This window comes from Corynebacterium sp. (assembly GCF_030532965.1).
GTDB lineage: Bacteria > Actinomycetota > Actinomycetes > Mycobacteriales > Mycobacteriaceae > Corynebacterium.
On record NZ_JAUNKC010000004.1, the window covers coordinates 18,919 to 32,152 of the forward strand.

The following is a 13,234-nucleotide window of genomic DNA, read 5'->3' on the forward strand; positions in this document are numbered from 1 at the left end:
CTCATGTTCGCGATACAAGCTCGCTACCGCGGAAACGCACGCAGGCGTGCCGATTTGGTTCGGGAATCCGCCGCTGCGCTTTCCACTCTCCCTGGAATCGAAACCTTCGATGTCTTAGGTGTTGAAGACATCGCGTCTGTCATCGAAACGGCAGAAGCCTGCTGCGACGCTACGCTGGCGCTAGTGTCGCATGGTGATTGGGCCGTCGCGATTGGTGTCGCGGCAACCGCAGAGATAGCTATCGATTTAGCAGCGAAAAATCTGAATGATCGCGCCCGTGCAGGATCAGTCAAAGCTGGTGTCTATCGCAACAAGGCTTCAGGTCAAGACATCAGTGATGTTTTCGGCGTCTTAGGGTTTATTTTGGCCAAGCGAACAGCCGAAGGTCGAGAAGCCACAAACCTCATGCGAACTGGCTTGAATCAGATAGAAGCCGCGGAAAAACTAGGAATTTCTAAACAGGCGATGAGTCAGCGTCTTCAGGCTGCAGGCTGGCAAGCAGAGTTGTCTGGCTGGCGACTAGCCTTGCGGGTGTTAGACCAAGCAAATACCTTTGCTTAGCGTACTGTGTGCCCTGGTCGATCGAAGTAGACCTTTATTTTCTCAGCCCAGAAGATTGAATAAGGCATAAAAGAAGACCGAAGCGAAATTCACGCTTTCGGTCTTCTTTTACGCCTGCCCAATCAAACAGCGGCTTAAGAATTAGCGCGCACCTGGGATTAATGCTGCTAACCCTGGAATGAACTTGGAAAGGAAAGGCACTGCCGCTGCCACCAACGCTGCAACAGCCGCAAGCACTCCGACCACTATGCCTGCGATTGCACCACCGCCAAGCTTTTTGCCTTGTGAGCTATCGTTGTCGGGTTTCTGGTTGTCTCCAGGGTTTTGGTTATCTCCTGGATTTTGATTTCCGCCTGGATTCTGACCGCCGGTTTCCTTATCCGGCGCTGCATCAACCTTGGCCTTGATGTCTTCTGCTGTCTTCTTCAAAGACGCAATGTTCTTCTTCAATTCTTCGGTGAGTTGTTCAGGAGTGGTCACCTTGTTCAGGGCTTCGCGAGCTTTTGCAGTATCAGCAGCGAGTTTATCCAAAGCATCCTTTACACCTTCGACGGCTTTAGGGTCTTTTTCCGCCAACTTATGTGGATATACCCGAGCAATTGTCTCCGCTGCCAACAGCTGGTCAGCTTGCTCCTTCACCAGTTCGTATTGCTGTTGTTTTGCTTCCAGCTTTTTACGGAGTTCTCCGGATTCCCGAACCAGTTCGTTTGCCTCTTCTAAGAGACCATTTGCCACATTGATGTTCTTATTCTCGGCGCTACGAGCTTCCTGAATTTTTGTGCCTAACGCATCGGTCTTACCGCGCAAAACTGCAAGCTCCGAGAGAAGTCCGAGATTCTCAGCACGACTCTCCCACTCATCAACAACAGAATGTGCTTTGAATTTTGCGGTGTTTGCCGAATCGAGGATTTTGTCGTACTGCTGGCCTTCGGATTCCGGAGCAGGGGTTATTGGCCCAAATTTCGATCCAAAGTGACGAGCATTTGCCTGGCCGTTGGCATTTACTGCATTGGCATCAACAGTAGATCGCTGATCCTGATCATTGAACTCGGCTTTATAAACGTCAACGCCGGCGAAATCGGAAGGCTGGAAACCGGAAGTCCCCTGAGCTAGCCACTCATCCGGCACACCGTAGTTAATAACTGCCATTGCTGGCAGCGCTGTAGAGAATTGATCCTGCTTAACGTAACGATCAACAATGGAACGAGCAGCTGTCACAGCATCCACACGCTTCTTAAGCGCTGCCGCGCGCTCTGCGTTATCGCCACTTTCGGCCTGGAGCCCTTCAAAATGAGTTGCTGCGGCATTAAGTACTGCAAATGCTTTTTGGGCTTCCGGCTGGTTGTCACCCAGCAACGCCAGGTTGACGGTCCGAGCGTCGCCAAAATTCTCAGCCTGGAGCACTGCAATCAACCGTGCCGCTGCTGAAATACCTGCAGCGTTTTCAGCCCAGTGACGACCGGACCAGGAACCAGATGGACTATTTCCGAGAGGTCCTCGTGTGAACCACCGTTGTGCACCGGATGCATAATAAGCGCGAGCCTTATACACCTGGTCAAAAGTGGCGTATGCTGCGGCGTAGCGCTGCGCGTCCGCTGGTGCGTCAATGAGTTCCGTCGCAGGGATGCTCGCCCGAGCCTCTTGGGCAAATGCGATGCCCCCTGCGGGGATATCGGCGGGTGCTACTACTGCAGTACCGCTAAAAGCTACTGCTGTTGCCACGGCAAGTGCTGGCAAGCGAACAAGCTTGTGCATGTGTGTTTCTCCTGAGCATGAGGGTTCAAGCATGTGATGTGCCAGTACTTGGTTGACACCGACACTCTTCAAAACCGTACACAATAACCACAGAATGTTATAAGGCTTGCCTTAACTTACCCCCATTAACCTAGCTTTAGCTAATCAATTAGATAACCGCCGTAACTAAAATTCCACCCCCGCCCTGCTTTGCGACGCACACGCCTACCGTCGCAAAGCATAAACCACACAAGCGGCGGTTGCCGTTTTACCTAGTTGATTAGCAATTTTGCGGCATGGACCTCATGAAGCATAAGCCATATCCATCCATGCGAAAACGCGCTCACTCTATCTTGTACAAATAGAGCAAGCGCGTTTTTGATTGCACCGTTATTGCTGCGGTGGCTGAATTTCGGTTAGGGACTGGTTCGGCGGAATCTGGTCGGGTTGTTGAACGCCGGGCAACGGATCGTCGTCAAGCGGTGTCTGGGCTACCGCATTCGCTGCGGCAACCGCGGCCTCGATTTCGGGATTGGCAGTAGCGGTGAACCAATCCTCCGTCTCCTCTTCGTCGGTATCGACGGCGCTCGGCTTGACAGGCTCGTACCGGAAAACACCATCGTCGCCTTTCTTTGCCAATGCACGTGCGAACTCTTCCAAGGAATCGCCAAATTGGCTCGGGATCATCCACATCGTCGAAGCCTGCCCCTCGGCCATTTTCGGCAATTTCTCCAAATACTGGTACGCGAGAAGTTCCGGGGTGATCTCAGACTTGCGGATTGCGGCATTTACTCTCTCGATCGCCCGGGCTTCACCCTGCGCCTCGAGGAATTTGGCGGCTCGGGCACCTTCGGCGCGGAGGATATCTGCCTGACGCTCAGCTTCCGCGCGGAGAATAGCTGCGTGTTTTTCACCTTCGGCCGCCAAAATGCGAGCCTGTTTCTGTCCTTCTGCTGTACGGATGTCAGATTCGCGGCGACCTTCAGCCGTGAGGATCATCGCGCGCTTTTCCCGATCGGCTTTCATCTGCATTTCCATCGACTGCTGGATGGATGGCGGCGGATCAATTGCTTTAAGTTCAACTCGGGAGATCCGCAGTCCCCATTTGGTGGTGGCAGCATCAAGCTCACCTCGAAGGCGACGATTAATCACTTCCCGGGACGTCAGGGTTTCTTCCAAGGTCATGCCACCGACAACATCGCGCAGCGTAGCGACAGAAATCTGTTCTACACCAACAATATAGTTGTCCACGCCGTAAATTGCTCGCGCAGGATCGTTGATCTGGAACGTGACTACCGTATCAATCGCAACGGTCAAGTTATCCTGAGTAATTACTGCTTGGGGTGGGAAGCTGACAACACGTTCACGGGTATCGACCCGCTCACGCACACGGTCGATGAAAGGAATCAAAATGGTGATTCCACCGGATACTGTGCGGGTGTATCGCCCCAATCGTTCAATAACCGCTGCTTCACCTTGCGGAATGAGAACAATAGTTTTTAAAACAGTTACAACTACAAGTAAAAGGACAAGTAGAAGAAAGATTAGGAATCCTAACGACATCAGATCTCCTTCCAGATAATCGCCGTTGATCCATCAATAGAAACAACACTGACCCGCTCCCCTTCAGAAAATGAATGATTGGGGTCGAGGCTGCGGGCGGACCAAATAGAACCGTCAAGGCGAATTTGTCCGGAGTCACCAGAAACGGTTTCTAGCACCACTCCGGTGGTACCTTCAAGGGCTTTCGCACTCGTATCAAGAACAGGCTCTGTCACCATGTGCCGCTTGAGCATCGGTTTGACGAAAAACAAAAACGACAGTGACAACACGGCGAAAACGGCTACTTCTGCGCCCACCGGGATATCAAAGGCAGCGACGCCTGCGGTTCCGAGGGCTGCGAGCCCCAGCATCAACAGCGTCAGCTCACCCACAAGTAATTCCGTGCCGATAAGGATCAGACCAGCTATCAACCAAATTAGTACGCCCACGCTTGCCTATCTTATAGCAAGTCTTCCTTGGCGAGTTCAGGTGTGGTGACAAAATCCACCAGGCGCTCGACCGCACCAATCAGCGTCGAATCAATGTCTTTATAGGTTTTCACTGCGTTATACACCCGGTTCCACCCCTCGCGAGGGTCTGACCAGCCTAACCGGGCGCATATGCCAGTTTTCCAGTCTTCGCCTTTGGGGACTTCCGGCCACGCTCGCAACCCTAGACGTTCCGGTTTCACGGCCGCCCAAATGTCGATATACGGGTGGCCCGTTACTAAGACGTCGGGGCCAACGTCTTGCGTCAACCGTGTCTCTTTGGAGCCAGCAACTAGGTGGTCGGCAAGAACACCGACACGTCGTTGCGGGTTTGGTTTAAATTCCGCTAGTTGCCCAGGTAGATTATCTAAACCTTCAAGATATTCAACCACTACGCCTTCGACTCGCAGGTCGTGGCCCCATATTTTCTCCACTATCGCAGCATCGTGCACGCCTTCCACCCAGATACGTGAGGGGGCGGCCACCTTTGCCTGAACGTTAGCTACCCGAGTAGAACCCGAATTTGATCGTTGGGGTTGCTGGGGTGGGATGTACCGCGTGAGAGTGAGGCGGTTACCGTCGATGAGAAAAGCACCAGGTCGTAACTTGAATAGGCGTTCAACTCCGCGTCTATCCTGCAGCCGCACGAATTCTCCGTCGTAAGTTTTTTCGTAGTTGATAACTGCACCGACAAATCCATCAGCTAGAACTTCAACTACCTCGCCGGGTTTCGCTGCAACTATTGGGTAGCTCGGTTTTTGGGGTTTAGAAAATATGTCGCCGTAATCTCTCACGGTTGGCTAATCCTACTAGAATTCCGTGTGTGATCGACTTTTACTCGCCGCTTCAAAACGCAACAATATGGCTTGGCGCTTGGCTCTATGGATACGAATCATACGACGACGTATCTGAAACCTTGACCCAGTTGCAGTTGCGTCCAGAAGATGCCTCGCTTTTCGACGAATTGGCACGCTTGCGCGCAACAGTGCAGCTTAGTTCCACCACTCCAGCCCTTTCTGTTTTGCTATCTGGCCCGGCCCACCCCCTCCCCTTTGGTATAGCCGAGAGTCATGCCGACGATGGGGTGATCGTTATTCCGGGCGAAAGCAGCTTCCTGGCGCTGTCACTCAGTAGTACAACCTGGGGTTGGAGTGAGCATGCCGGGCATCCACCTGCCGAAGTTTATTTATCGCCAGGCGACGCTGATACGCACCTGCGGGAAGCTTTGAATTCTGCAGCTTCTGCTATTGAAGCCGAACTTTCGGGTCCTATTCCAGTTGTCAATCCTCGACTGCTCGTTGGAACCCTAACCGATTTTTATGAGGCGCCCGGCCTACCTGCGTGTATACCGAAAAAATCCGCCCAGTTGATCGCGTGCGCTGATCGAGCAACTGCGATAGTTGAGGCAGTGACCCAACGACTTGGCGAACACAGCTATGATCATTACCTTCTGGAATTGTCTCGACACATTCGGCAGGCACGAATGGCAGCAGTAAGCTATGCGCTTGCTGAATGGGGGCGACGCGTCGGTGGCTGACAACAGTCGGTGCTGCATGGCGCACCATTTGAGGTGCATCCTTTGCTTGGGATAGTGCCCATATGGCGAGCAGGCTCCAACCCTAACGATTCCGGAATTAGATCCACAATCATTTCGGCGAACTCCTGTGTGTGTCCCACCGTTGCAGCCCTAATAATCGTTAGACCGACAGATTTAGCGAAATCTTGCAGCTCATGATCGAGGTCCCACACGACTTCCATGTGGTCTGAGATGAATCCGATGGCAGCAACGACGATATTTTTTACATCTTGACGCTTCAAATCCTCAGCGTGATCCAAGATATCCGGTTCGAGCCACGGTATTGAGCCGTCGCCGGAAGCGGATTGCCAAACCACATCAAATTCCGGCACCTCAAGCTCAGCCGCAATTAGTCGCGCTGTTTCTTTGACTTGACGCGAATAGAGTGCCCCGTCTGATTCCACCCCAGAGCGTTCATCAGCGACAACAGGGATGGAGTGCGCTGTAAAAACCAAACGAATCTCTGACTTTTCAATCCCTTGATTGGCGAATTGAGCATAAGCGTCTCGAATTGCATGGGCATTTGCCGCGATAAATTCAGGATGGTCGAAAAACTGCCGTAGTTTAACGAATTCAATATCAGCTTCGGTTTGATTCCGAATGTGCTGGAGCATCTGATCAATATCTTCGCTGTATTGACGGCATCCGGAGTAACCACCCCACGCAGACGTGGCAAAAACGGCGACTTTTCGATGCCCAGCCGCAGCGATTTCTAATGCGACATCGGTCGCGAACGGCTTCCAATTTCGATTTCCGAAATAAACCGGTATCGCTAGATCCTTTTTGCTCAACACGGATTCAACGTTGGCAATTATTTCTCGATTGCAATCGTTTAGCGGGCTGTAACCGTCAAAATGATGATAGTGGACTGCAACTTCGTCTAATCGTGAGTCTGGTATGCCCCGTCCCCTTGTGACATTTTCAAGAAACGGACGAACATCCTCCGGTTTTTCTGGCCCCCCAAAGCTTAAAACTAGTAATGCGTCGACGGGAATTGATGCGGCTGAGTCCATAGGTGTTAAGGCTATCAGGACAATGACGATAAGACGAAGAAACCCAGCCTCCTTAAGAAGGCTGGGTTTTTCTTAGATTAACCGTACTGCGTGTGGGCTCATTCCAGACCACCGTACCGGAGAAATCTTTACAGTGGAGCCGGATTGTGGCGCTTCGAGCATCGTGCCGTCACCCAAATAGATAGCGACGTGATGTTCCGCATTCGGGCCGTAGAAAATCAAGTCACCACGCTGGATTTCCTGCGGACTAATCTTTGTGCCCCGTTGATATTGGTAACCGGTGTAGTGCGGCAGTGCGATTCCGACGCCGGCAAATGCGTATAGTACGAGTCCCGAGCAGTCGAAACCGATCTTATTAAAGTCACCATGAGAGTCAGCGACACCGCCATCTCGAATTCCTCGAGTGGGACCGTTTGCGTCACCGCCACCCCAAGCATAAGGGGTGCCAATCTGAGAACTGGCTCGTGCGATTACAGCCTCGATTTTTGTGGACCGATCTGCATCACCTAGCTGAGAAGAAGCCTGCTGCGAAACGGAATCTAAGTTCTCCAGGCTGACGAACAAGTCGTCAACAATGCTTGCCGAAGCCCCGTTATCTGCTGGTGCATTTGGGTTTTGAATCGCATTTAACGTACCAGAGTCCTCAACGCTAGCGTGGTCGGGCTGGGTTGCAGCAATCAAAGCCGCCGCGGCTGCTTGAGCCGCATCGGTAGCATTCTGATTGGTTTGGGCTGCCGCCTGCGCGTTTTCGTTTTCCGTTGTCAGGGTAGCTTCAGCGGCGTTAGCTTCCTCAGAAGCCACCCGAGCTTGTTCCTCCGCGTCAAGGCGTCGTTGCGCAGCCGCAGCTCGCTCGGATTCCTCTTGTGCCGCTGCTTCAGCTTCGGCAGCTTTACGAGCCTCTTCTTGTGCGGCGGCCTGGGCGGCAGCTTTCTCAGCTGCCTCAGCCTCCGCCGCTTTACGTGCTTCCTCGGCAGCCGCAGCTTCCGCTTCCGCTGTCTTACGAGCTTCTTCTGCTACCTGATAATCTTCGAACTCTTTACGCTGTCCCTCTAGCGTTGCCGCTGTACCACGTGCTTCGTTGAGACGGCTTTGGGCATTGTCCCGCTCCGATATCAAAGATGCATGTTCTGCTTTTCGACGTTCCAGTTCGGCAGAATTAGCCTCGATAGCGGATTGAGCGGCCGACTGGGCCTGACTTGCCTCATCTTCTCGCTTCTCAGCGATGTTGCGCGCTTCCCGCAACATCGATTCCTCGTTAGCCTGTTGCGTCCGAAGCCGATCAAGTTCTTCAATGATCTTGCGTTGCTTAACGGCATTGGTTCGCAGGTAAGTTTGACGATCCAACGAGTCTTCTGAAGCCTCTTTACCCGAAACACCATCTACCACAGTGGTGGAGCCACGGCGGTAGGTGGTGCGGGAAATCTCATCAAGAGTTTGCTGTGCTTCAACAATGGACTGTTGAGTGACATCCAGTTTGTCGCGGGCAGCAGTAACCCCCTGTCGGGCCTGCTCTGCGTTCGTTTGAGCATCGTGTAAATCCACCAATGCCTTATTGACGGCTTCTCGCAATCCGCCCATTCGCATCTCTAGTGTTGCGATTTCCGCATCAGATTGAGAAATGGTGGAAATTAAGGACGCTACATTGGTTTCGGCAGTTGCCACTTCACCGTTGGCCTGCGCTATCTCACTATCACTTGGATTGATAGGTTGAGCGAGCACCGGGGTCGATGTGGCGACGCATGCGAGCGCGCACGTAATTGCCATGGCACGGCGGAATTTAATCACAAATGCTCCTGAATGTACCTCGGAATACCCGCAACGTGCTTCCCCACATGTTCGAGTATCAGTCAAGTTTCAAGCATCGACCCTTGAGTCGATAATAAAACCATAGTGCACTTTGACCCCTTTTTGCACTATTCATTAACTATTTACCTTTAATTAACGCAAATAACACAAGTAACATTAACCCCACTGACCTTGACGTTAGCGAAACGGTAACCCGATCTGTGATATTCGACACAAAAACGAGTAAATCGGCGTGTTACGCGAAGCCTTCCACATAATCACGCCGATAAATACGATAAATCAAGCGTCAGATCTTGACTTTTACAGCAGTAGCGGCCAACCCCACCAGAAACAATCCAACCAGAATCGCCAAAAACGAAACCGTCGGAACAGCATTAGATGTCAAGTCGTCAAAGAACATTCGCAATCCGGTGCTGAAATCAACTCCCGAAAAAAGGCTCGCTTCTGCCGCCTCAAGCTCTGCACGGCTTAGGCTGTGCGCTACCGCTGCACCTCCGCCTGGGGACTGGACGATCACGAGGTTAAGATCTCCGCCGTTCAATAACTCTTGAGCGATATCGCGATGGTCCGCGGGTTGCGCCAACGCTTCAGGCAACACCACTATTCCGGCATCATCGATGCCCACCGATTCGGCATACTTAAGTGCCGAGGCCATTTCCTCATGCAAAACGGGATCGGGTGCGACCATCCCGACGCCGTCTTCTGAAAGTTGGGCGCTTAAATCTGCGATATGGACATTTTCTGGAATCACGCCTTATTCCCTTCACCTTCGCGTGTTACCCCCTTTAAGTGGGTAACAGATATAGCTTTCAATACTAAACCCTGGCCGGCTTCATCCAAGACAAAACCATGCAACGCCACCATAATTGCAGCTAATTTGCCGTCATAACGCCACAACCGCGCATGGAAGTCGTTAAAAACCCTCGCAAAATTAAGCAACAGAACGCCCGTACTGTTAGAATGAGCGTCAGGCGACGGGCGGTTAGCTACGTCCGTCCGCAACTTCACCCAGTTGTGGCGTAGAAGCAACAACTTAAATATTAAGGAATCGGAGCTCAACGTGACTGAAAGCAAGAACTCCTTCAACGCTAAGAGCACCCTGCAGGTGGGCGACAAGTCATATGACTATTTCGCTCTCAATGCAGTGCCCGGCATGGAGAAACTGCCATACTCCCTTAAGGTTCTTGGCGAGAACCTGCTTCGCACCGAAGATGGTGCAAACATCACCACTGAACACATTGAAGCAATCGCTAACTGGGATCCAACTGCGGAGCCAAGCATTGAAATCCAGTTCACCCCAGCCCGGGTGTTGATGCAGGACTTCACCGGTGTACCATGCGTGGTCGACTTAGCAACCATGCGTGAAGCAGTTAAGACCTTAGGCGGTGACCCCGATAAGGTTAACCCGCTCAATCCCGCTGAAATGGTCATCGACCACTCAGTCATTGTTGAGGCATTCGGTAACCCAGAAGCGCTGAAGCAAAACGTTGATATCGAATACGAGCGCAATGAGGAGCGCTACCAGTTCCTTCGTTGGGGTGCAGAGAACTTCTCTAACTTCCGAGTTGTCCCTCCGGGAACCGGCATCGTTCACCAGGTAAACATCGAGTATTTGGCACGCGTTGTCTTTGATAACAATGGTTTGGCGTACCCAGATACCTGTATTGGTACCGACTCTCACACCACCATGGAAAACGGCCTCGGTATCCTCGGCTGGGGTGTGGGCGGCATTGAGGCCGAAGCTGCGATGCTCGGCCAGCCAGTATCTATGCTTATTCCAAAGGTTGTCGGCTTCAAGCTCACGGGCGAGATCCCGACCGGCGTGACCGCCACCGACGTGGTGCTCACCATCACAGAAATGCTGCGTGACCACGGCGTGGTACAGAAGTTCGTGGAATTCTATGGCAATGGTGTGAAGTCCATCCCATTGGCTAACCGCGCGACCATCGGCAACATGTCCCCTGAGTTCGGCTCCACCTGTGCGATCTTCCCAATTGACGAAGAAACCACCAAGTACCTCCACTTGACTGGCCGACCAGAAGAGCAGATCGCTCTCGTTGAGGCATATGCCAAGGCACAGGGCATGTGGTTGGAATACGATGCTCCGGAACCACAGTACTCTGAGTACCTTGAGCTGGATCTGTCCACCGTTGTTCCATCTCTTGCTGGCCCTAAGCGCCCACAGGACCGTATCCTGCAGTCGGAAGCCAAGGTGCAGTTCCGCAAGGATCTTCCGAACTACACCACGGATACCGAGACCGTAGCTCCAGTGAAGCTGGCTGGCGACTTCGCACCTAACTTCAACTCCTCCCAGGCTGGAAACGGTGAATCCGCAGCAGACGGGGCTGAAGGCCGTCCGTCGCGTCCAGTTGTCGTCGAATCGCCTAACGGTGGCGAGTACACCCTCGACCACGGCATGGTAGCCATCGCCTCCATCACATCCTGTACCAACACCTCCAACCCATCCGTTATGGTTGGTGCTGGTTTGATCGCCCGCAAGGCAGCCGAAAAGGGTCTGAAGGCTAAGCCATGGGTTAAGACCATCTGCGCACCTGGCTCCCAGGTTGTTGACGGCTACTACCAGCGCGCGGACCTGTGGAAGGACCTCGAGGCTCTCGGTTTCTACCTCGCTGGCTTCGGTTGCACCTCCTGTATTGGTAACTCAGGTCCTCTTCCAGAAGAAGTCTCTGCAGCCATCAATGAGCACGACCTCACCGCGACCGCAGTTCTGTCCGGTAACCGTAACTTCGAAGGCCGTATTTCGCCGGATGTCAAGATGAACTACCTGGCATCCCCGATCATGGTTATCGCTTACGCCATCGCTGGAACCATGGACTTCGATTTTGAAACTCAGCCGCTTGGCAGGGATCAGGATGGAAACGACGTTTTCTTGAAGGACATCTGGCCATCCACCCAGGAAATCGAAGACACCATCGCTGAATGCATCACTCGTGAGCTCTATGAAGCTGATTACGCTGACGTATTCAAGGGGGACGCTCAGTGGCAAGCACTGGAGATCCCAACCGGTAAGACCTTCGACTGGGATGAGTCTTCCACCTACATCCGCAAGGCACCGTATTTCGATGGCATGACCATGGACCCAGAACCAGTCACCGACATCAAGGGCGCACGCGTTCTGGCAAAGCTGGGCGATTCTGTCACCACTGACCACATCTCCCCTGCTTCTTCCATCAAGCCTGGCACGCCTGCTGCGCAATACCTGGACGCTAACGGTGTTGCTCGCCAGGATTACAACTCGCTGGGTTCCCGCCGTGGTAACCACGAAGTTATGATGCGCGGCACCTTTGCAAACATCCGGTTGCAGAACCAGCTTGTCGACGTCACTGGTGGCTACACTCGCGACTTCACTCAGGAAGGTGCGCCACAGGCATTCATTTTCGATGCATGTGAAAACTACAAGGCCGCAGGAATTCCGCTGGTTGTTCTCGGTGGTAAAGAGTACGGCACCGGTTCTTCCCGCGACTGGGCAGCGAAGGGCACCAACCTGCTTGGTGTTAAGGCTGTGATTACCGAATCCTTCGAGCGTATTCACCGTTCGAACTTGATCGGTATGGGCGTTATCCCACTGCAGTTCCCTGCTGGCGAATCCCATGAGTCTTTGGGTCTCGACGGTACCGAAACCTTCGACATCACCGGTATTGAGGAGCTCAATACCGGAGTCACTCCAAAGACCGTCCATGTGACCGCCACCAAGGATTCGGGTGATGTCGTTGAATTCGACGCAATCGTCCGCATCGATACCCCAGGTGAAGCTGATTACTACCGCAACGGTGGTATTTTGCAGTACGTTCTGCGAAACATGGCTAAGAGCTAATCTTTAGCCCGCAAGGTATGGGGCTGCACCTATTCTAAAGTGCAGCCCCATCGCCATTACCGCGTATTAATGCAGTAAAAAGGAGCCGTTTCGGAAAATGCCAGTTGTCAGTACAACGGAGCTTGTTCAGCGTCGCCAAGAAATCTTGGATGGTGCTCGTCGCTGCTTCGCAGAACACGGATTTGAAGGAGCAACCGTTCGGCGGTTAGAGGAAGCAACCGGTAAATCTCGGGGCGCTATCTTCCATCACTTCGGCGATAAGGAGAATCTCTTCCTTGCCTTGGCCCGTGAGGATGCAGCTCGCATGGCCGAAGTAGTCGCAGATAACGGACTTGTGGAAGTAATGCGGGACATGTTGTCGAGGCCCGAGCGTTACGACTGGTTGGCCACACGACTGGAAATAACCAAAATGCTTCGTACCGATCCATCGTTTCGTATGCGGTGGCACGAACACCAAAAAATCCTCGATGATGCGGTACGTGCCCGCCTGAAAGCAAACGCCTCCCGGGGCGAAATGCGCGACGACGTGGATATATCCGTCATTCATACCTATCTAGAAACGATGCTTGATGGTTTCATCACCCGGCTAGCCTCGGGAGCTGAAACGAAAGACCTCGAAGAAGTACTTCATATCGTAGAATCCAGTGTGCGTAATCTCTCACAATCTCAATCGTAGAAG

General features: G+C 52.8%; 11 protein-coding genes. 4 read left to right on the forward strand and 7 right to left on the reverse strand.

The annotated features are described in order from the left end of the window. Positions 1–3: 3 nt before the first annotated feature. Complete coding sequence (locus tag Q4D85_RS03130; protein ID WP_303198158.1) at positions 4–561, forward strand: MarR family transcriptional regulator; 558 nt, start codon at positions 4–6, stop codon at positions 559–561. A 141-nt stretch (positions 562–702) separates the two neighbouring features. Here Q4D85_RS03130 and Q4D85_RS03135 read toward each other — a convergent pair whose 3' ends face one another. From Q4D85_RS03135 to Q4D85_RS03150, 4 genes are all read right to left on the reverse strand, one after another. Continuing rightward, complete coding sequence (locus Q4D85_RS03135; protein ID WP_303198159.1) at positions 703–2,316, reverse strand: hypothetical protein; 1,614 nt, start codon at positions 2,314–2,316, stop codon at positions 703–705. 369 nt (positions 2,317–2,685) lie between these two features. Further along, positions 2,686–3,858, reverse strand: coding sequence for an SPFH domain-containing protein (locus tag Q4D85_RS03140; protein ID WP_303198161.1), 1,173 nt, complete (start codon positions 3,856–3,858; stop codon positions 2,686–2,688). Then, a complete protein-coding gene (locus tag Q4D85_RS03145) occupies positions 3,858–4,286 on the reverse strand; it encodes an NfeD family protein (RefSeq protein WP_303198163.1) in 429 nt (142 codons plus the stop codon). Before Q4D85_RS03145 ends, Q4D85_RS03140 begins: the two co-directional genes overlap by 1 nt. An 11-nt stretch (positions 4,287–4,297) precedes the next feature. Next, positions 4,298–5,119: a DUF3097 domain-containing protein gene (locus Q4D85_RS03150; protein WP_303198165.1), complete on the reverse strand. Its 822-nt coding sequence runs from the start codon at positions 5,117–5,119 to the stop codon at positions 4,298–4,300. Between the two features lie 29 nt (positions 5,120–5,148). Between Q4D85_RS03150 and Q4D85_RS03155 the strand changes: the two genes are divergently transcribed. Next, positions 5,149–5,862 carry a hypothetical protein gene (locus Q4D85_RS03155; RefSeq protein WP_303198167.1) on the forward strand — a complete coding sequence of 238 codons (714 nt, stop codon included), beginning with the start codon at positions 5,149–5,151 and terminating at the stop codon, positions 5,860–5,862. Here Q4D85_RS03155 and Q4D85_RS03160 read toward each other — a convergent pair. From Q4D85_RS03160 to Q4D85_RS03170, 3 genes are all read right to left on the reverse strand, one after another. Further along, positions 5,823–6,914 carry a ferrochelatase gene (locus Q4D85_RS03160; protein ID WP_303198169.1) on the reverse strand — a complete coding sequence of 364 codons (1,092 nt, stop codon included), beginning with the start codon at positions 6,912–6,914 and terminating at the stop codon, positions 5,823–5,825. The genes Q4D85_RS03155 and Q4D85_RS03160 overlap by 40 nt on opposite strands. A gap of 72 nt (positions 6,915–6,986) precedes the next feature. Further along, positions 6,987–8,678 (reverse strand): DIP1281 family NlpC/P60 protein, encoded by a 1,692-nt coding sequence (locus tag Q4D85_RS03165; RefSeq protein ID WP_303198286.1) that lies wholly within the window; start codon positions 8,676–8,678, stop codon positions 6,987–6,989. A 328-nt stretch (positions 8,679–9,006) separates the two neighbouring features. Next, on the reverse strand, positions 9,007–9,471 hold the full coding sequence (locus Q4D85_RS03170) for a DUF6676 family protein (RefSeq protein ID WP_303198170.1): 465 nt from the start codon (positions 9,469–9,471) through the stop codon (positions 9,007–9,009). 309 nt (positions 9,472–9,780) lie between these two features. Here Q4D85_RS03170 and acnA point away from each other — a divergent pair, with 309 nt between their 5' ends. Further along, positions 9,781–12,555 (forward strand): aconitate hydratase AcnA, encoded by a 2,775-nt coding sequence (gene acnA / locus Q4D85_RS03175; protein WP_303198172.1) that lies wholly within the window; start codon positions 9,781–9,783, stop codon positions 12,553–12,555. 97 nt (positions 12,556–12,652) lie between these two features. Next, a complete protein-coding gene (locus Q4D85_RS03180) occupies positions 12,653–13,231 on the forward strand; it encodes a TetR/AcrR family transcriptional regulator (RefSeq protein WP_303198173.1) in 579 nt (192 codons plus the stop codon). Positions 13,232–13,234 lie beyond the last annotated feature (3 nt).

Excerpts from the sequence above, each read along its gene's own strand:
- Q4D85_RS03130 (WP_303198158.1), top strand. The coding sequence starts at position 4 with ATGTTCGCGATACAAGCTCGCTACCGCGGAAACGCACGCAGGCGTGCC.
- Q4D85_RS03135 (WP_303198159.1), bottom strand. The coding sequence starts at position 2,316 with ATGCACAAGCTTGTTCGCTTGCCAGCACTTGCCGTGGCAACAGCAGTA.
- Q4D85_RS03140 (WP_303198161.1), bottom strand. The coding sequence starts at position 3,858 with ATGTCGTTAGGATTCCTAATCTTTCTTCTACTTGTCCTTTTACTTGTA.
- Q4D85_RS03160 (WP_303198169.1), bottom strand. The coding sequence starts at position 6,914 with ATGGACTCAGCCGCATCAATTCCCGTCGACGCATTACTAGTTTTAAGC.
- Q4D85_RS03165 (WP_303198286.1), bottom strand. The coding sequence starts at position 8,678 with ATGGCAATTACGTGCGCGCTCGCATGCGTCGCCACATCGACCCCGGTG.
- Q4D85_RS03180 (WP_303198173.1), top strand. The coding sequence starts at position 12,653 with ATGCCAGTTGTCAGTACAACGGAGCTTGTTCAGCGTCGCCAAGAAATC.